The organism is Mixta mediterraneensis, from assembly GCF_014946725.1.
Classification (GTDB): domain Bacteria; phylum Pseudomonadota; class Gammaproteobacteria; order Enterobacterales; family Enterobacteriaceae; genus Pantoea; species Pantoea mediterraneensis.
Genome location: NZ_JACFXY010000003.1, coordinates 211,315 through 229,591, shown reverse-complemented (window position 1 = coordinate 229,591; position 18,277 = coordinate 211,315). Strand labels below are relative to the sequence as shown.

The window sequence follows — 18,277 nt, the reverse complement described above, 5'->3', positions numbered from 1 at the left end:
AGGAGTCTTGAATGCCAAATAATTACCCTCAATATGTTGAAGATGTCAGTGATGACATAAAAACATGCCTTGAAGGAATGGGATGCCAACCTATACTTTTTGTAGGTTCAGGATTAACAAAACGTTATCTTTCAGGTCCAAACTGGGAAGAGTTGCTCCAACAGCTATCTGCTGAGTGCCCAAATATAGATAAGAGATTCGCTTACTACAAACAAAAATACCCTGAGTTAATTGATATTGGAAGTGTTTTTTCTGATTCGTATAATGAATGGGCTTGGGGGGCTGGAGAGAATGAGTTTCCACCTGAATTATTTGAAGCAGGGAACGATCCTAGCATTTATTTCAAACATAAGGTCTCAGCCCTCTTTGACTCGTTACTTAAAGAAAGACCTATTTCAGATAGTGATGAGATTGAACTCTTAAGACAAATACATCCACACTCAATTATCACAACTAACTACGACAAGCTACTGGAATCAATATACACCGATTTCACACCTATTATTGGTCAAAAAATCCTTTATGCTAATCATGGCAGTGTGGGTGAAATACTCAAGATTCATGGTTGTTGTTCCGATCCAGAAAGTATTATTATCAACCGCAACGACTATGATGACTTCATAAAAAAGAAAAAGTATCTAAGCGCGAAGCTTCTCACATTCTTTGCCGAGCACCCTCTATTATTTATTGGTTACAGTGCTGAAGATATAAATATTAAAAACATTGAACCGCCCCGGTTTTCCGGGAGAGTATTTTAGTTGGGAACTCAGGCTGCCAGATCCTTATTCCCGATGGAAGCATAATATGCCCGTTCGGCTTCTGCCGGTGGGATATGCCCCAGCCTTTCCAGCAGCCGGCGATTGTTGTACCAGTCCACCCACGCCAGCGTCGCCAGCTCCACTTCGCCGCGGTTTTTCCAGCTTTGCCTGTGTATCACCTCCGCTTTGTACAGGCCGTTGATGCTTTCGGCCATCGCGTTATCATAAGAGTCACCCGTGCTTCCCGTTGAAGCCAGAAGCTCCGCCTCCTGCAACCGCTGTGTGTAGGCCAGCGACACGTACTGTGAACCTTTGTCGCTGTGATGGATGGTTCCTGATGGCCGACGGGCCCACAGCGCCTGCTCCAGCGCATCCAGCACGAACGTCGTCTCCATCGACGATGACACCCGCCAGCCCACGATGCGACCGGCGAACACGTCGATAATGAACGCTACGTATGCGAAGCCCTGCCAGGTGCTGGCGTACGTGAAGTCTGCCACCCACAGCTGGTCAGGGCGTTCAGCCACGAACTGACGGTTCACCCGGTCATGCGCGGCAGGGGTCTTACGGCTGACGGTGGTTCGCACCTTTTTACCTCGCAGTACGCCGGTTAGGCCCATGGACTTCATCAGCCTCGCGATGGTGCATCGGGCCACGCTGAAGCCCTCCCGTAGCAGCTGGCGCCAGACCTTGCGAACACCATAGACGCCGTAGTTTTCGTCGTACACGCGCTGTATCTCCTGCTTCAGTTTCTCATCACGCTGGTCGCGATGGCTACGTCTGTCAGGATGCAGCTGATATTCACGGTAGCGGTAGTATGACGACGGGGCGATATCCAGCTCATGGCATACCGGTCCGACCCCGTATTCATCGCTCAGGGTATCCACCAGGAGGGCTATTTTTTCCAGAGGCGGTCGAACTCCGCCTTCGCAAAATAAGCTGAGGCCTGCCGCAGGATATCATTGCTGCGCCGCAGCTCGCGGTTCTCACGCTCCAGCTCTTTCAGGCGCTGGCGCTCAGTGGTGGAGAGACCACCATCACCGCCACCGGCATCACGTTCATACTGACGCAGCCAGATACGCAGGGTCTCCGGCGTGCAGCCGATTTTAGGGGCGATGGAACTCAGGGCTGCCCACTGTGAGTCATATCCGTCCTGGCATTCCAGAACCATGCGGACGACGCGCTGCCGTATCTCGGGGGAAAAACGTGTATTTTTAGTCATCCTGTTTACCTCTCTCTCAGGGAGTTTAGTCTCCAGGATTCCCGGGGCGGTTCACATACTATCTGATATTGATGAATTACTATCTGAAAATGGCGACGTGATACCAAATATTTACATATTGGAATGGGTTGAAAAACAAAGCGAAAATGAGTACCCACGCAGAGAAAGGTTAATCCAAGTCTCTACCAACAAAAGCATAAGAATAAAAAGCATTGTTGCGAATGATTTCTCTTGGGTATTTTCTGCTTTTGGTGCTAACAGAGCTCTTGATAATATAAATCCAAAGCTCTTACGTGCATTGTTAGCACTCACTTATGACCTCGTTAGAACTGACATTCCTAGAAACCCTGTTCAGGTTGATTATCGTGTTCTTTCTAACATCAGCGAGTCTGAAGGTGAGCTTGCTAAGCTTTACGGAATTGCGACATCGTCAGACGGAATGGCATTTAACGCGAGCTATCCTTTCACGCTAACAACTCTCGGCCAAGCTCTAGGCTACAAGGGGTGGCACGACGCTAATAAGCTTCTTGAAACAGTAAAAAACATAACTGGAGTAGACATTAAAACCTTCGATAACAAATATCATTACGCAATTATGAATGGTGAGGAAATACAATCCCATAGATATTCAAATTATCTTAGAGAGTTACTTGAAAAAGTGAGAGATGGAGATGAATTTGAATTGGGTATAAAAACACCATAATAACTACTTGCTATCATTTGGCTGCCAAACTGGCGGCCATTTTTTATTATTGATTATGTTTGTTGTATTCATTTTCGCTAAGCACCTTTACCCCGTTGCGCGCGCTCGTACCCCCGCCACGCCTGCCCGCTTTATGTAGTGATTTTCATGCACCTGCATGACTTGTCTCAGAACGCGCCCGGTATGGGCTGCGGATGGATAGTCAGGGTGCAATCATTCATGCGTTTTCATGCAGCATAGACATGCACTCTCGTAAAAGCTGGCTCGCCAGAGAAAGGGCATTAAAAACCCGGCGCTATGGCCGGGTGTCGGGGGGAATATCAGACGGGTGATTGCTGCCGGTTTGAGAGCTTACTCGCCGAACCATAACGGTTAAGGCTTTGTGGCGTTCTCAGTGGCTTATCTTCTGCTACTTCCGGCTCAACGGTAGCTTTCAGCGGCTTCATAATGATCTTCTCGACGCTTTCCAGTGCGGTAAAGGTGCAGGAGCAATCCAGATTCCGACACTGATACCATGTGCGCTTTACGCTCGGTGCTTCATAGGCGCTGGTGCGCGTATGGGCAATGCAGCCACATTCAGGACATTTCAGAGCCATGATGCACCTCCTCGCTGAGCTTCAAACCTGCTCAGGCGCTGCTGGTAGCGCAGATGTTGCGCTGGCGTATAACCTTGCTGACATTCTCTGAGCATTTCCTCTACTGGCGTCAGCCCGGTTTCACTGAGCACGTCGCGATAAGTTTCTCCGACTTCCGGGCGTGCCGCCTGTAACTGATGAGCTAAGGCGCTGCGCATCATGCGGGCCGCAACGTCCATCCCGCCGGTGCCATTCAGGAACGGAGCCAGCGCGGAAGCCAGTGCCGGGCCTTGCGTTGCCATGAAAATATTCAGCGCCTCTCCGGTACACGCCTCAAGCACTATGCGTTGAGCGTAAACACCCTCACGGGCTGCACAGTTAATCTGCCAGTCCAGCACCTCAAGATGCTCGCGCAGCTGCGAAACACGCTCGCTGAAACCAGCAGGTCCTTCACCGGCGGCCAGCAGCCCTTTCAGCTCGCTTTGCGCCTCACTGCGTGAAGTAAGAAGACGCTGCCACTGACTGTGTGCAGCGCGATACTGCTCCAGCGCCTGAGAAGGAGTTGTTGCAATTGTCATTGTGCATCACCCTTTGTAGCCATTTCGCGACGAACAAGCATTTTATGGCGGGCAGCCGGGCTTGATGCCTTACTAAAGTCAACATGGGCGGCATAATCCGGGCTGATACCTGCCAGCTTAAATACCGGGTCTTCTTCTGGCAGCGCATCGCGTGACAGCGCGGGTTGAGTAATCTTTCTGCTGATGAAATCCTTCAGCACCGATTCAGGATCGTTTACGGTGTGCACAACGCCGACTACAGAGCTGGATGCACGTCCGAGCGTTATTTTGAGCAGGCTTAGAGTCTCAATGAGCTGCTTACCATGCCCCTGCATGAACTCCTGCCAGATTTGCATAGCCCGAAGCTCAACAAGTCTGTTATGGGCATGAATGTATTCCTTTGCGCGATCAGCGGTCTCCCACGGAAGAAACTCATTTTCCTTTTTGTGCACTTCCAGCAACGCATCAAACTCTTCCAGCGTTTCACGATCCAGTGCAATTTCAGTACGAAGCTTTTTCATTTCCGGCGTCATAACGCCGTTACTTTCCCTGAATAAGGTGCGCCACTCTTCATTCTGAGCATTGACCGTTTTTTCTGTTTCAGTGCGGCGCTGGCGGATGGTTTCAACCCGGTCTGATGCCTAGCGCTGCTTATGGTGCGCGTCAAGCCACGCTGATTTAGCGGTGTTGAGCGTGTCTAAAGCTGCCTGAGTAGTAGCGGGGAGCGTGGTTGTCACGTCTTCAGTTTTAATGTCGGTCATATCGGTTCCTGTCTGGCTGGTTTGGGTAAGTCAATTGTGCCGGGGCTGGCACAAGGGAACTACCGAAGGGCGTTGTGCCACGAACCAGACAAAAAGACCTTCTTCTGGCCAGCCAGGAAAAGGTCTCGTCAACCTTCACCTAACTTTATATTTCTGCATATATCCTTCACTACTCTTCACCGTTAATAAAAAGATAACAAATACAGTAAATTAAAGCATGAACAATCGTTGAATAATCATTCACCCTCTGTTCACCACTCTTCACCAATCCAAAGTAAGGAACTGTAAATTAACAGTATTGGAAACTTTTAATAATTCAAAATTTATAGATTTAACCTATCGTTATTTCTTACCGAAAAGCAAATAAAGACTAATAAGCACCAATAAGACTGAGAGGTTAAAAAGCAAGCTAAAGGTGTCATCCTCCACACAATTTCACCTTGTTGCTTTGGTGGTAAATATGCTGAAAATAAAGAGCTACCCGACACCGGACGTGCCTGTCCGGCTCATTACGGAAACACAAGAGGTAGCTCATGCACACCACAGTTTCAGCACAACAATCCGCTCCGGCGGCCCCGGTTTTACCTGCACACCCTGCACTAAATGACCGCTTCCTGCGCCTGCCAGAAGTCATTCATATAACCGGCCTGTCGCGTTCCACCATCTATGACCTCATAAGTCGCAGCACCTTCCCGGCGCAGATCACGCTGGGCGGTAAAAACGTCGCGTGGCTCGCCAGTGAAATCAGCGTCTGGATGAATGAACGTATCGCCGCGCGCGGTCAGGAGCGTGCAGCATGATCCTGCTCACCCTTGGCGGTAAATCACACGAACTGTCCGTAGCGGACGCGAAGCAGCTGGCGCTGGCAATCGCCTGTGAGGTTGATAAGCCCGGACAGCCGCAGCGCTTCAACGGTAAAGAGACAAGCTTCAGCGTTCAGAGCACAACGTCGTCAGCCATAGACGCCGATACGCTGACATTTTCCCACGTGGGCATTATCCTCACCGACTGCTGAGGCAAATCAAATAATGCTGCTTAACCTTTTCCCCGGCTTGCGCGCCGGGGCTATTCCCTGGTACAGTATTTTCGCTGTCGCAAAATCGGCAGCCGGGATTGGCGTCCTGAATATCTCAATGGCGACACCAGACGCGCCATGCGTCTTTTTTTGTGTCCATGCCTCAGTGCACCCATTTTTCGGGCTGCGGTTTACTAGCCGTAGTGCCGTCTGCGTAATGGTGGCTCGGGCGGGGGCTTCTCACGAAGCGCCGGTATCCATTGAGGCCGGTTACGCCAACCCCGTTCGGGCTACCACCAGTGAAATTGGCGTTTCCGGTGGTGGCGATAACCGCTACTCGATGGAGACTGCCTCTATGGCTACGGTCCTTATTTCCCCATACCCTCAGTTTGTTTTCGTCTTTGCCGCCGTGCGCCGCTCCGAGCGCCAGCAGCGAATTCACATGCTCCGCACAGTTGCCGCCGATGAACGCGCCGCCCGCCTGACGCTGGCCCGCGACTACGTGCTGTCCTTTGCCGCACGCCTGCCGGTCCGCGAGGTGCTCGCATGAATCACGTCACCATTTCCCACGCCGACCTGGTACGCCTTGAGCACCTGCGCAACGCCGGGCGCTTCGTAAGCGACATGACCGCCTTTCAGGAATGCCACGAACTGCCGCAGCCAGCACAGCGCGCGCAGCTGGCCTCGCTGGTCTTCCTTATCACCGAACAGCTCGACGACGTGGTGACGCGCTGCCAGAACAGCTGGATGAACGCGGAGGTTAAACCATGAAAGAACGCACCCTTACACCGGAGCTGCGCGCGGCGCTGTCCCGTCGCGCCGTCGCCTGCGCCTGGCTGAGCGCCTGCACTGAGCAGCAGCGTTACCCCGGCATGACGCTGGCGCGCCTTGAGCACATTATTGAAACCGAGCTGGAGGGCTTTTATCTGCGCCAGCACGGACGCCAGCGCGGTCAGGAAATTGCCTGCGCGCTGCTGGATGACCTGCTGGCCGTCGGGCCGCTGAAGTCGGCCCCACGCGGCTTTGTTGAATAAATCGAACTTTTGCTGAGTTGAAGGATCAGATCACGCATCCTCCCGACAACACAGACCGTTCCGTGGCAAAGCAAAAGTTCAAAATCACCAACTGGCCCACCTACAACAAAGCCCTCATCAACCGTGGCTCCCTCACTTTCTGGCTGGACGATGAAGCGACTCATGCCTGGTATGAGTCGGCAACGCCTTCATCACGGGGAAGACCTCAGCGCTATTCTGACCTTGCCATCACCACCGTCCTGATGATTAAACGCCTGTTCCGGCTGACCCTGCGGGCTGCGCAGGGTTTTATTGATTCCATTTTTGCCCTGATGAACGTTCCGTTGCGCTGCCCGGATTACAGCAGTGTCAGCAAGCGGGCAAAGTCGGTTAATGTCTGTTTCAAAACACCCACCCGGGGTGAAATCGCACACCTGGTGATTGATTCCACCGGGCTGAAGGTTTTTGGTGAAGGCGAATGGAAAGTCAAAAATCACGGCAAAGAGCGCCGTCGTACCTGGCGGAAGCTGCATCTGGCCGTTGACAGCAGAACACATGAAGTCATCTGCGCGGACCTGTCTCTGAACAACGTCACGGACTCAGAAGCTTTCCCGGGTCTTATCCGGCAGACACACAGAAAAATCAGGGCAGCCGCAGCAGACGGCGCTTACGACACCCGACTCTGTCACGATGAACTGCGGCGCAAGAAAATCAGTGCCCTCATCCCGCCCCGAAAAGGAGCGGGTTACTGGCCCGTAGAGTACGCAGACCGTAACCGTGCAGTAGCGAATCAGCGGCTGACCGGGAGTAATGCCCGGTGGAAATGGACAACAGATTACAACCGTCGCTCGATAGCGGAGACGGCCATGTACAGGGTAAAGCAACTGTTCGGAGGTTCACTGACGCTGCGTGATTACGATGGTCAGGTAGCAGAGGCTTTGGGCATGGTGCGTGCGCTGAATAAAATAACGAAGGCTGGTATGCCAGAAAGCGTGCGTATTGCCTGAAAACCCGGTCAGCTACAGAGTCACTCGTCCTGAAGCTGATTTATTCAACAAAGCCAAAAGGGCAATACGCTCTCCCGTTTAATTACACGCATTTCCCCTCCTTAAAACCATTGACCAAATCGTTTGATATACAACGTTTTCATGCCTTGTGCCAGCACGCCATAACTCAACAACGTCAGCGCTAACCAGGGAAAATATTGCCATGGTAACGGCACCAATCCGACCATCGTGCCCAGCGGCGAAAATGGAATAAAAATACCGACCGCCACAATAAATAAAGTCATAATCAACACGGGCCAGGCCGCACGGCTCTGGATAAAGGGCAATTTCTGCGTCCGCAACATATGCACCACCAACGTCTGCGACAACAACCCTTCGATAAACCAGCCTGACTGAAACAGCGCCTGCACTTCCACATGGTTGGCGGCGAACACAAACCACATCAGCGCAAACGTCGTAATATCGAAAATGGAAGATGTCGGCCCCATCCACAGCATGAAGCGTTTAATATTTTTCGCCTCCCATTTCCGTGGGTTACGCAAGAATTCGCTATCCACTTTGTCCCATGGCAGAGCCAGCTGTGAGATGTCATACATCAGGTTTTGAATCAGCAGATGAATAGACAGCATCGGTAGAAACGGAATAAAAGCGCTGGCGACCAGCAGCGAAAAGACGTTGCCGAAGTTCGAGCTGGCGGTCATGTTGAGATATTTGATGATATTGCCAAACGTCTCGCGCCCTTTCATCACACCGTCGCCGAGTACCCGCAAATCTTTTTCCAGCAAAATAATGTCTGAAGATTCTTTGGCGATGTCCGCCGCGCTGTCCACTGAAATGCCAACATCAGCATCGCGTAGCGCTGGTGCGTCGTTAATGCCGTCGCCAAGAAAGCCCACCGTATGACCATTTTGCTGAAGCAGCCGCAGAATGCGTGCTTTCTGCAACGGCGTCAGTTTGGCAAAAATCGTGCAGCGCTCGGCTTTCTGACGTAGCACATCATCGCTCATTGCTTCAATTTCATCGCCGGTTAGCGTTACTGGCGACGACAAGCCTACTTCCTGACAGACGCGCATCGTGACCAGCGGGTTGTCTCCCGTCAGCACCTTCACCGCTACGCCACTGTCGCGCAGCGCCTGGATGGCTTTTCCCGCACTCTCTTTCGGAGGATCGAGAAAGGTCAGCACACCTTCAAGGGTTAATTCGCGCTCATCACCGCTGCACAGCGGCAGCCGCACGCTATTCTGACGTGTCGCCACCAGCAAAACGCGAAAACCTCGTTGGTTATAGCGTTGCGTCATTGCCAGTAGTTCAGCCCGACGCGCCTCACACAGCGGGATAATCACATTGCCCTGACGCAGCGTCGTCGCGGCAGCCAGCATCTCCTCCACCGCGCCTTTGCAGATCAACAATGGTGAATGGTATTCGAGATCCTCCACCAGCACCGATACCCGACGGCGAACAAAATCGAACGGCAACTCATCCATTTTGTGAAACTGACCTCGCAGTGCAGGCGAAATCGCCGTTTTACCAACTTCCAGCACTGCGCGATCCATCAAATTTTTAGCCCCGCTCTGGCTGTTACTGTTTAACCATGCCAGTAACAGCACTCGCTCATCGTCTTCCCCCGCGCAATTTAGGTATTGTGACAGCAAAATATGGTCCTGAGTCAGCGTGCCGGTTTTGTCGGTACACAGCACATCCATTGCCCCCAGGTTTTGAATGGCGTTGAGACGCTTAACGATCACTTTACGCCGTGACAGGGCAATCGCCCCTTTTGCCAGATTCGAGCTGACAATCATCGGCAGCATTTCAGGCGTCAGACCCACCGCGACAGCTAAGGCAAACAGCGCAGCGTCCATCCAGTTGCCTTTACTGTACCCATTGATCAACAAGACAACCGGGACCATAACCAGCATAAAACGAATCAATAATTTGCTAACGCTGTTCACACCGCGGTCAAAGGCAGTTTGTGGGCGTTTACCAGCCAGTGATTTAACTAACGATCCAAAATAGGTCTGCGCGCCAGTAGCGACGACCATAGCGCTGGCCGTTCCGCTGGCAACATTGGTCCCCATCAGGCAAATATTGTCCCGCTCAAATAAACCTTTCTCCTCGCTTTCAATCTGCTGCACAACCGGTGACCTGCCGCTGGCATCGAGGGACAAATCTCTTTTTTCTACCGGCAGTGATTCACCCGTCAGCGCTGCCTGACTGATAAACAGGTCGCGCGACGTGAGTAACCGCACATCGGCAGGGACTAAATCTCCGGCGCTAAGCCAGATAACATCGCCTGGAACCAGCGTATTTATATCTGTATCCTGGCGTTCTGATCTTCCATTAACACGGCGCAGTACCGTAACCTGGGTAGTCACTATATTTTTAAGTGCCTGCACCGCCCGGTTGGTTCGAAATTCCTGCCAGAAACGCAGCAAACCGCTTAACGTAACCATGGTGAAAATGATGATCACACCCGAAAGTTCGGTTTCCTCTCCGGCACGTAGCGGCAACCAGTAATCGGTAAAGAAACTGATCAGCGCCAGTGCTAACAGAACATAGATAAAAGGGTTATTAAATGCCATCAGCAACTGAATCAGCGCAGGTGGCGCTTTCTCGTGCATCACTTCATTTCGTCCAAAGCGCGCCAACCGCGCATCGGCTTCTTGCTGCGTTAATCCTTCTGGCTGGCTTTGCAAATTAGCGAAGGTGGTATTGAGGTGATTACGCGCTTCGCGTTCAATGGCATAACTATTTTTCGCTTTTTTAACGGTGCGATCTTCGCTGGTTTTACTCACCAGCGTATCTAATTTCATGTCGCTCATTTCGACATCCCTTGTTTTAAGGCAATAACTTTCTTGCACGCGGGGACGCATGCATATTTCACTGGCGTGACTGAATAGGAATAAAATAGCCTCAGCCAAATAACAGATTATTTGCTGCAGAAATTTTAGCGTAAATCCAGTATCACTCAGCCCATCAATGGTCAGGCGTATAATAGCCGGGAAGTGTCGCGTAGCCTGATGCTACGCCTGTCGAGGCGGAGGAAAAAGTGCAAAGATAAACGTCAACATAACGATCACACTTATTGACAGAGAAATAAACTGGGAAAGCAATCGTACTTAAACAAAGGGATTGTTGCCCGCCGAGTGGCAAGCAGCGAAGAGAATTCAGCTTGCCAAATTAGTGCAAATATCTAAGGTAACTGTCCAATTTAATCCTCCAGTAAAATTTCCGCTATTATAGGCAGAGCGTAAAATGGGTAAAGAAAATAAATCGGCTAATAACGTTTCGTTGATGTTCTGTTTCTGAATCGATTGTCTATTCTTTAACAATGCGATTTTTTATCGCCCTATTCCTGTAATTAGATCTTCTTTGCATAGGGGCGTCCGTATTTGACTATTACAATCCTCTCAGAGACGCGCATGACTTTTTAGATAAGGGAACTTCATGAAAAAATACTGCTCTCCCTACAGGCAATAACCCTGGCCGCCGCCTACAGCGTGCAAGCAGCAACGCCAAAAGATGATGCTGGTAGCTTTGACCCGCCAAAAGTTTTGAGCTGACGTCGATCCTGCTGCTGGATGAGCCAACCCCGGCGCTGGATATGTCGGTGCAGGCGGAGATCATCAACCTGTTGAACGAGCTGAAACAGCAGGATGGCTTAAACATGATTTTGGGGAGCCACGATCCTGATCATAGGTGCGATCGTGCCGTACGCAGGGCTTATGGGACGCATCATCAAACAGCGCGATGCTTAACCGCTTGTTTTACTTGATGCGCGCTCCCGTTTTGTCGTAGGGTAAAATACCCTAAACAGAATGCTGAGGACCGCGTGTTTTCGATTCAACAGGAACCTTTCTCGCCTTGTGCTGCGCAGCTCATTGCCGCATTAGACGACTGGCAAAATGCCCTTTATCCTCCCGAAAGCCAACATTGCACCGATCTCACCGCTCTCGCTGATGACGAATTAATTCTGCTGATGGCGCGCAATAAGCAAGGCCATGCTGTGGGATGTGTATCGCTGATGATTCAGCCAAAGGGGTTCGGGGAGCTCAAGCGGCTGTTTGTGGCGCCCGAAATGCGGGGGCAAGGCGTAGCAGAACAATTAATGGTTGAGATTGAAATGCAGGCGCGTAATAACGGTTTGCAGCACATCAGGCTGGAAACGGGTCTTCATCATCACGCCGCGCTGCGATTCTATCAGCGACTGGGCTATCAGCACTGCGAAGCCTTTCCACCCTACGGCGACGATCCCTTTGGCGTTTATCTCAGCAAAACGCTTTAACGCGCCACTGAGTGACGTTTCGCTGACAATTGACGACGCTTGCGGCAGATACGCGACAAAAGGAATAAACAATGACCGTTAAATTACGCCCGCTGGAAAGAGAAGATCTGCATTTTGTCCATCAACTGGATAACAACGCCAGCGTGATGCGTTACTGGTTTGAAGAGCCTTATGAAGCTTTTGTAGAGCTTTCGGACCTGTATAACAAACATATTCACGATCAGACCGAGCGACGCTTTGTCGTCGAGCATAATGGGCAAAAAGCTGGGCTGGTGGAGCTGGTCGAGATTAATCATGTGCATCGCCGCGCGGAGTTTCAGATCATTATTGATCCCACACACCAAGGTAAAGGGCTTGCCAGCCAGGCGGCAAAGTTGGCAATGGATTACGGCTTTTCAGTATTAAATCTCTATAAGCTGTATTTGATTGTCGATCAGGAAAACGAAAAAGCGATCCACATCTACACTAAACTGGGCTTTGAGATCGAAGGCGTGTTAAAGCATGAATTTTTTATCAATGGCGAGTACCGCAACACCATCCGCATGTGTATTTTCCAGCATCAGTATCTGGAAAAACACAAAACTTCTGGCGGCATGGTGAAGCCAACGGCGCAGTAATTAGCCGCGTGCGCCAACCGGATTCATAAACGGCCGTGGATGTTCCGGCTTCAGATTGTACATTCCGCCATAGAATGGATCGACCAGCAGCCAGCCGGGGAATCCGCCCAGCGGAATATTACCCAGCAGATACCAAAGATTAGCGCAGGCTTCGATCGGCATTGTCACCGGTACATAGCCGGGGCTTTGCAGCATCAGCAAATAGCGTTTTTTACCGAAATAATGGCCGGTGGATTTCTCCAGTTCGACAGTTTGCGGCGTGAAACCCTGGGCGACGGCGCGACCATTTTCATCCTGCACGGTAAATTGCGCGCCCTGCGGCAGAGAGTCGATGCGCACCAACTGAGTTTCATTGCCAACAAGGCTGGCACAGCCACTAAGTAGCAGCGCGGCGGCCAGAGCCAGTATTCGCTGTTTCATGAAGGGATCCGCAAAAAGGTCAGAACGCACAGTGTAAACTGCCCGCCCCGCCTTTTCACGCGCCTCAATCAGACTATCATCGCTCGTTTCTGACGCCTTTTTGCCGTTGACAACGTACACGATAGCGTCACAGCTGGCGTACTTTTAGCACATCCTGGCGAGATGTCAGGGCGTTTTTCCTGCCCGCGCGTATGTTTGCCGTACAGACCTCCATGGCGGCTCTGTCGGACCGCGTTATAACCGCCATAGAAGTGGATTGCAGCAGGGTGAGGGGTAAGGATTCGGTGAAAGTTCTTTCAGCGCCCCGTCGCAGCGGGGCCTGATGCGTTAACCAAAAACGCTTTGCAGATAGCGCTCAAGCGCCATACGTGAACTGAAGCCGTGTGGAATACCATAATGTTCCTGTGAGTCACCCGCCAGGTAGAGAGGGAATTGGGTGTAGTGATCGCAGGTTTTCATTTCTGATGCAGGTTCAGCGAACGGTTGGCTTTTCTCTTTTAGCGTCGGATGAATGACCAGCGCCGTGCGCCCCATTCGCGCTTCGCGATTAACATAAACGTAGTTGTCACCACGACGATACCCATAGGCACGTGGCGTAATTTCATCCATTTCAAAACCCGCTTTTTCCAGTACGCGCGCTACCTCATCTGGTCTTAAATACATGCTTGATCCTCTCCTCTTCAAAAGCCTCGCAACCTTACAACAGCATGACAGTATCTGGCGTTCGGAATTTTCCCTAAAGGCCGCGCTCACCGTCTCGTTTGCTGAAAGGCCGTCTACACTTAGTATTACGTTTTAAATTAAAGGGAGCCAAAAAATGTTTAATCGAACTGACAAAAACGATGACATTGATCTTAATCAGGATGTGAACGAACTGGCAGATTCGCTTGAAGCGCTGCTGAAATCTTATGGCAGCGATGCAAAAGAGGAAGTGACGGCTGCACGCAGCCAGGCCGAGACATTACTTAAGCAAACCCGCTCCAGACTCAGCGGCGGAGGGAATCGCGTCACGCAGGCTGCACGTGACGCGGGTTGCCAGGTTGATGCATATGTGCGTGATAAACCGTGGCACGGGGTCGGTATCGGCGCTGCGGTCGGTATTGTCTTAGGTGCGCTGCTGGTTTCACGCCGCTAATCCCCGCTTCACCTAAGCCCTGCTTCCTGCGGGGCTTTTTTACGCCTGTTTTTTAAGCAACTCTCTTTACAAAATTAATTCCTGTTAATTTCCAGCCGGGAAAGCCGCATGTTTACTGACATTTGCCACGTTCTGCAAGTCAACAGCGCAAATCCCTATATATAGTGCGCTTGATCTGATTAACCACTACATCTAGTATTTATCTCATCAACACGACACAAGATGTCAGCAAGGACGACGCCACAGCGAAGGGGATTTACTTCGTATCTGGTGTCCTGAACCGCTCACAAAGAGGAATACGAATCATGCGCATTATTATTTACACCAAAAACAATTGTGTCCAGTGTAACGCGACTAAAAATGCCTTGGATCGTAACGGCATTGATTATCAATTGATCAATCTCGATTCTCAGCCGGAAGCTATCACCAATTTGAAATCCCTCGGCTATCGCCAGGTCCCGGTGGTCATGACTGATGACGATCACTGGAGCGGTTTCCGCCCAGACAAAATCGCCAACCTGCGTCAGCTTGCCGCTGTTGAGGGGTAATCCCATGTTTCCACTGGTCTACTTTTCCAGCCAGTCGGAAAATACCCATCGATTCATCATCCGACTGGGCTTGGCCGCCCGCCGTATACCGCTCGACGCGAAGCAGCAGTTGCACGTCAACCAGCCTTATATTCTGGTCGTGCCGAGCTATGGCGGTGGCAGCAGCCGCGGTGCCGTACCCAGACAGGTGATTCAGTTTCTCAATGATGAAAACAACCGGCGCGGCATTCGCGGCGTAATTGCCGCCGGTAACCGCAACTTCGGTGAAGGTTATTGTCTGGCAGGCAACATTATTGCCAGGAAATGCCAGGTTCCCTGTCTCTACCGCTTTGAATTGATGGGAACCCCTGATGATATTGCTCATGTAAAAGCGGGAGTAACCCAATTTTGGCAACAACAGACACCCTCAATAATCTGACGCTGGATTACCACGCGCTCAACGCCATGCTAAATCTTTACGATGCCGATGGCCGTATCCAGTTTGACAAGGATAGTGAAGCAACGCGTCAGTTTTTCCTTCAACACGTCCAGCCCAATACCGTTGCCTTTGACTCGGCTGCTGAGCGTTTACGCTATCTGGTGGCAGAAGGCTATTACGAAGCGGACGTGCTTAATCAGTACAATTTCAGTTTCCTGTGCAGATTCCACGACGAGGCTGCGGCCTGGGGTTTTGAATTCAAAACTTTTCTGGGTGCATGGAAGTACTACACCAGCTACACGCTGAAAAGCTTTGACGGCAAACGCTATCTGGAAACCTTCGAGCAGCGCGCCTGTATGGTTGCGCTGACGCTGGCACAGGGCGATGAAAAGCAGGCACGTGCGCTGTTAGAAGAGATCCTCAGCGGTCGTTTCCAGCCTGCCACGCCAACTTTTTTAAACTGTGGTAAACAACAGCGCGGTGAACTGGTTTCCTGCTTTCTGCTGCGTATTGAAGACAATATGGAGTCGATTGGTCGTGCGGTGAACTCGGCGCTGCAATTGTCGAAACGCGGCGGCGGCGTGGCATTTCTGCTGTCAAACCTGCGTGAAGCTGGCGCACCGATTAAGCGTATCGAAAATCAGTCTGCCGGCGTCATTCCGGTGATGAAGATGCTGGAAGATGCTTTCTCCTATGCTAACCAGCTTGGCGCACGTCAGGGCGCAGGCGCGGTATGGCTGAATGCGCACCATCCCGACATTCTCCGTTTCCTTGATACTAAACGTGAAAACGCCGACGAAAAAATCCGCATTAAAACCTTATCACTTGGCGTGGTGATCCCAGATATTACTTTCCAGCTGGCAAAAGAGAACCAGCCGATGGCGCTGTTTTCACCGTATGACGTAGAGCGTATATACGGCCAGGCATTTGGCGATACTGCCATCAGCGAGAAGTATCACGAGATGCTGGCAGACGATCGCATCCGCAAAACCTATATTCAGCCACGGGATTTTTTCCAGACGCTGGCGGAAATCCAGTTTGAGTCAGGGTATCCGTACATCATGTACGAAGACAGCGTGAACCGTAGCAATCCCATTGCCGGTCGTATCAATATGAGCAACCTGTGTTCAGAGATTTTACAGGTTAACAGCGCCAGTGAATTTAATGACGATCTCGGCTACCGCCGTGTTGGCAAAGATATCTCCTGTAACCTGGGTTCACTGAATATTGCGCATGCGATGGATTCACGCGATTTGGCGCGTACCGTGGAGGTAGCGGTACGCGCGCTGACATCGGTGTCGGTGATGAGCCAGATCGATTCGGTGCCGTCAGTAGCAGAAGGTAATCGCCGCTCGCACGCCATTGGATTAGGCCAAATGAATCTGCATGGGTATCTGGCGCGTGAAGGAATTGCTTACGGCTCAGCAGAAGCCCTGGATTTCACTAATCTCTACTTTTATTGCGTGACCTATTACGCGCTGCGTACTTCAAATCATTTAGCCAAAGAGCATCAGCAAACTTTTGACGGCTTTGCGCAATCGCAATACGCCAGCGGTGCCTATTTTGACAAATATTTGCAGCGTGAATGGTTGCCGCGCACCGAACGCGTGACACAGCTGTTTGCCGATGCGGGGCTTACGCTGCCGACGCACGCCGACTGGCTGGCGCTGCGTGACGCGGTAATGAAACACGGTTTGTACAATCAGAATTTACAGGCCATTCCCCCCACGGGGTCGATTTCATATATCAACCATGCGACCTCCAGCATTCATCCGATTGTGTCGCGTATTGAGATTCGCAAAGAGGGTAAAACCGGTCGCGTATATTATCCGGCGCCGTTTATGACCAATGACAATCTCGATCTTTATCAGGATGCCTATCAAATCGGTCCGGAAGCGATTATTGATACCTACGCTGAAGCAACGCAACATGTCGATCAGGGACTGTCGCTGACGCTGTTTTTCCGCGATGACGTCACGACACGTGACATCAACAAAGCGCAGATCTATGCATGGAAGAAAGGCATCAAAACGCTTTATTACATTCGACTCCGCCAAATGGCGCTTCAAGGCACAGAGGTTCAGGGCTGCGTATCCTGCGCGCTGTGATGAAAACTATGCAACTAAATCAAATTCAGGCCATCAACTGGAACCGCATTCAGGACGAGAAAGATCTCGAAGTATGGAATCGTCTGACCAGCAACTTCTGGCTGCCGGAAAAAGTGCCGTTGTCCAACGATCTGCCTGCCTGGCAAACGCTGAATAAGCAACAACAGCAGTTAACAATTCGCGTATTTACCGGCCTGACGCTGCTCGACACCATTCAAAATGTGACTGGCGCACCGGGATTAATGGCTGATGCGATTACGCCGCATGAAGAAGCGGTGCTGTCGAATATCAGCTTTATGGAAGCGGTACATGCGCGATCTTACAGCTCCATTTTTTCGACGCTGTGTAATACCAGTGATGTGGATGCGGCTTATGCATGGAGCGAAGAGAATGTACCGCTGCAAAATAAGGCGCGCATCATACTTGAACATTATCACGCCGACGATCCGTTGAAAAAGAAAATCGCCAGCGTGTTTCTGGAATCGTTCCTGTTCTATTCTGGCTTCTGGCTGCCCATGTATTGGTCCAGCCGCGGCAAGCTAACCAATACTGCCGATCTGATTCGTTTAATCATCCGCGACGAAGCCGTACATGGCTATTATATTGGCTATAAATACCAAAAAGCCCTGGAAAAGGTGGATGCAGGCCGCCGCGAAACATTGCAACAGTTCGCTTATGATCTGCTGCTGGCGCTTTATGAAAATGAGCTGGCTTATACTGACGCCTTGTACGCCGATGTTGGCTGGGCAGAAGAGGTAAAAACCTTCCTGCACTATAACGCTAACAAGGCGTTGATGAACCTTGGCTATGAAGCTCTGTTCCCGGCAGAACTAGCCACGGTAAACCCAGCGATTCTCTCTGCCTTGTCACCGAATGCGGACGAAAATCATGACTTTTTCTCCGGCTCAGGGTCATCGTATGTGATGGGAAAAGCCGTGGAAACCCAGGACGAGGACTGGAATTTCTAAATAGGGCGATTCGGGCCATTTTTGGCTCGATTATTTCTCTTTGGTAGCCTGCATTCTGACGCCAGAATTTACTGTTTCTTAATTTTCTGTTTCGCCCTGTTTAACCTTTCGCTTTACGCTAAATATTCGCCTTTTTCAGAGTAATTTTCAGCGGCTTTCGACAAAAAACC

20 protein-coding genes, 3 pseudogenes and 1 other annotated feature are annotated in these 18,277 nt (G+C 51.0%); of the genes and pseudogenes, 16 read left to right on the top strand and 7 right to left on the bottom strand.

Annotated features, from left to right (window positions below; genetic code table 11):
* Positions 1–11: 11 nt before the first annotated feature.
* Positions 12–758, top strand: a complete 747-nt coding sequence (locus tag H2P46_RS07685; protein ID WP_238938957.1) for an SIR2 family protein — start codon at positions 12–14, stop codon at positions 756–758.
* A gap of 8 nt (positions 759–766) precedes the next feature.
* Here H2P46_RS07685 and H2P46_RS07680 read toward each other — a convergent pair.
* Positions 767–1,980, bottom strand: a protein-coding gene (locus H2P46_RS07680) for an IS3 family transposase (RefSeq protein WP_420846534.1) whose coding sequence is annotated in 2 segments (ribosomal slippage) — positions 767–1,692 and positions 1,692–1,980 — 1,215 coding nt in all. Because the reading frame shifts where the segments join, the coding sequence is not laid out codon by codon here.
* Positions 1,583–1,699 (bottom strand) — a sequence feature (AL1L pseudoknot). Its footprint overlaps the gene before it by 117 nt.
* A 118-nt stretch (positions 1,981–2,098) precedes the next feature.
* Between H2P46_RS07680 and H2P46_RS07675 the strand changes: the two genes are divergently transcribed.
* Positions 2,099–2,683, top strand: a complete 585-nt coding sequence (locus tag H2P46_RS07675; RefSeq protein ID WP_238938956.1) for a hypothetical protein — start codon at positions 2,099–2,101, stop codon at positions 2,681–2,683.
* A 320-nt stretch (positions 2,684–3,003) separates the two neighbouring features.
* Here the strand turns inward: H2P46_RS07675 and H2P46_RS07670 are convergent, their stop codons facing one another.
* From H2P46_RS07670 to H2P46_RS07660, 3 genes and pseudogenes are all read right to left on the bottom strand, one after another.
* The gene (locus tag H2P46_RS07670; RefSeq protein WP_193404554.1) at positions 3,004–3,279 is read right to left on the bottom strand and encodes an ogr/Delta-like zinc finger family protein; all 276 of its coding nucleotides are present in this window, start codon (positions 3,277–3,279) and stop codon (positions 3,004–3,006) included.
* Complete coding sequence (locus H2P46_RS07665) at positions 3,270–3,836, bottom strand: phage polarity suppression protein (RefSeq protein WP_193404553.1); 567 nt, start codon at positions 3,834–3,836, stop codon at positions 3,270–3,272. The genes H2P46_RS07670 and H2P46_RS07665 overlap by 10 nt, the downstream gene beginning before the upstream one ends.
* Positions 3,833–4,576: pseudogene (locus H2P46_RS07660) on the bottom strand (septation initiation protein). Before H2P46_RS07660 ends, H2P46_RS07665 begins: the two are co-directional and overlap by 4 nt.
* A gap of 533 nt (positions 4,577–5,109) precedes the next feature.
* On the opposite strand from H2P46_RS07660, the gene H2P46_RS07655 reads away from it, so the two are divergent.
* From H2P46_RS07655 to H2P46_RS07630, 6 genes and pseudogenes are all read left to right on the top strand, one after another.
* A complete protein-coding gene (locus H2P46_RS07655) occupies positions 5,110–5,376 on the top strand; it encodes a helix-turn-helix transcriptional regulator (protein WP_193404552.1) in 267 nt (88 codons plus the stop codon).
* On the top strand, positions 5,373–5,591 hold the full coding sequence (locus tag H2P46_RS07650) for a hypothetical protein (protein WP_193404551.1): 219 nt from the start codon (positions 5,373–5,375) through the stop codon (positions 5,589–5,591). Before H2P46_RS07655 ends, H2P46_RS07650 begins: the two co-directional genes overlap by 4 nt.
* Before the next feature lie 13 nt (positions 5,592–5,604).
* Positions 5,605–6,141: a host cell division inhibitor Icd-like protein gene (locus tag H2P46_RS07645; RefSeq protein WP_193404550.1), complete on the top strand. Its 537-nt coding sequence runs from the start codon at positions 5,605–5,607 to the stop codon at positions 6,139–6,141.
* Positions 6,138–6,362: a hypothetical protein gene (locus H2P46_RS07640; protein WP_193404549.1), complete on the top strand. Its 225-nt coding sequence runs from the start codon at positions 6,138–6,140 to the stop codon at positions 6,360–6,362. The genes H2P46_RS07645 and H2P46_RS07640 overlap by 4 nt, the downstream gene beginning before the upstream one ends.
* Positions 6,359–6,607, top strand: a pseudogene (locus tag H2P46_RS07635) (DUF5375 family protein); the annotation flags it as partial. The gene H2P46_RS07640 and the pseudogene H2P46_RS07635, both read left to right, overlap by 4 nt.
* A gap of 35 nt (positions 6,608–6,642) precedes the next feature.
* Positions 6,643–7,611, top strand: a complete 969-nt coding sequence (locus H2P46_RS07630; RefSeq protein ID WP_193403199.1) for an IS5 family transposase — start codon at positions 6,643–6,645, stop codon at positions 7,609–7,611.
* 101 nt (positions 7,612–7,712) lie between these two features.
* Here H2P46_RS07630 and mgtA read toward each other — a convergent pair whose 3' ends face one another.
* Positions 7,713–10,430, bottom strand: a complete 2,718-nt coding sequence (gene mgtA, locus H2P46_RS07625) for a magnesium-translocating P-type ATPase (RefSeq protein WP_193404547.1) — start codon at positions 10,428–10,430, stop codon at positions 7,713–7,715.
* Between the two features lie 746 nt (positions 10,431–11,176).
* Between mgtA and H2P46_RS22930 the strand changes: the two are divergent.
* From H2P46_RS22930 to speG, 3 genes and pseudogenes are all read left to right on the top strand, one after another.
* A pseudogene (locus H2P46_RS22930) lies at positions 11,177–11,383 on the top strand (hypothetical protein); the annotation flags it as partial.
* Positions 11,384–11,440: 57 nt separating this feature from the next.
* Complete coding sequence (locus tag H2P46_RS07620) at positions 11,441–11,893, top strand: GNAT family N-acetyltransferase (RefSeq protein WP_193404546.1); 453 nt, start codon at positions 11,441–11,443, stop codon at positions 11,891–11,893.
* Positions 11,894–11,964: 71 nt separating this feature from the next.
* Positions 11,965–12,510, top strand: a complete 546-nt coding sequence (gene speG / locus H2P46_RS07615; protein ID WP_193404545.1) for a spermidine N1-acetyltransferase — start codon at positions 11,965–11,967, stop codon at positions 12,508–12,510.
* On the opposite strand, the gene H2P46_RS07610 is transcribed toward speG, so the two are convergent.
* Both H2P46_RS07610 and H2P46_RS07605 read right to left on the bottom strand, forming a co-directional pair.
* Positions 12,511–12,930: a hypothetical protein gene (locus tag H2P46_RS07610; RefSeq protein WP_193404544.1), complete on the bottom strand. Its 420-nt coding sequence runs from the start codon at positions 12,928–12,930 to the stop codon at positions 12,511–12,513.
* Positions 12,931–13,257: 327 nt separating this feature from the next.
* Positions 13,258–13,593 (bottom strand): DUF2002 family protein, encoded by a 336-nt coding sequence (locus tag H2P46_RS07605; protein ID WP_193404543.1) that lies wholly within the window; start codon positions 13,591–13,593, stop codon positions 13,258–13,260.
* 154 nt (positions 13,594–13,747) lie between these two features.
* Here H2P46_RS07605 and H2P46_RS07600 point away from each other — a divergent pair, with 154 nt between their 5' ends.
* The 5 genes from H2P46_RS07600 (at position 13,748) to nrdF (ending at position 18,107) form a co-directional block, all read left to right on the top strand.
* Positions 13,748–14,065, top strand: coding sequence for a DUF883 family protein (locus H2P46_RS07600; protein WP_193404542.1), 318 nt, complete (start codon positions 13,748–13,750; stop codon positions 14,063–14,065).
* 305 nt (positions 14,066–14,370) lie between these two features.
* A complete protein-coding gene (nrdH, locus tag H2P46_RS07595) occupies positions 14,371–14,613 on the top strand; it encodes a glutaredoxin-like protein NrdH (RefSeq protein ID WP_193404541.1) in 243 nt (80 codons plus the stop codon).
* A 4-nt stretch (positions 14,614–14,617) separates the two neighbouring features.
* On the top strand, positions 14,618–15,031 hold the full coding sequence (gene nrdI, locus H2P46_RS07590; protein ID WP_193404540.1) for a class Ib ribonucleoside-diphosphate reductase assembly flavoprotein NrdI: 414 nt from the start codon (positions 14,618–14,620) through the stop codon (positions 15,029–15,031).
* A complete protein-coding gene (nrdE, locus tag H2P46_RS07585; protein WP_193404539.1) occupies positions 15,001–17,139 on the top strand; it encodes a class 1b ribonucleoside-diphosphate reductase subunit alpha in 2,139 nt (712 codons plus the stop codon). The genes nrdI and nrdE overlap by 31 nt, the downstream gene beginning before the upstream one ends.
* 8 nt (positions 17,140–17,147) lie before the next feature.
* Complete coding sequence (nrdF, locus tag H2P46_RS07580; protein WP_193404538.1) at positions 17,148–18,107, top strand: class 1b ribonucleoside-diphosphate reductase subunit beta; 960 nt, start codon at positions 17,148–17,150, stop codon at positions 18,105–18,107.
* Positions 18,108–18,277 lie beyond the last annotated feature (170 nt).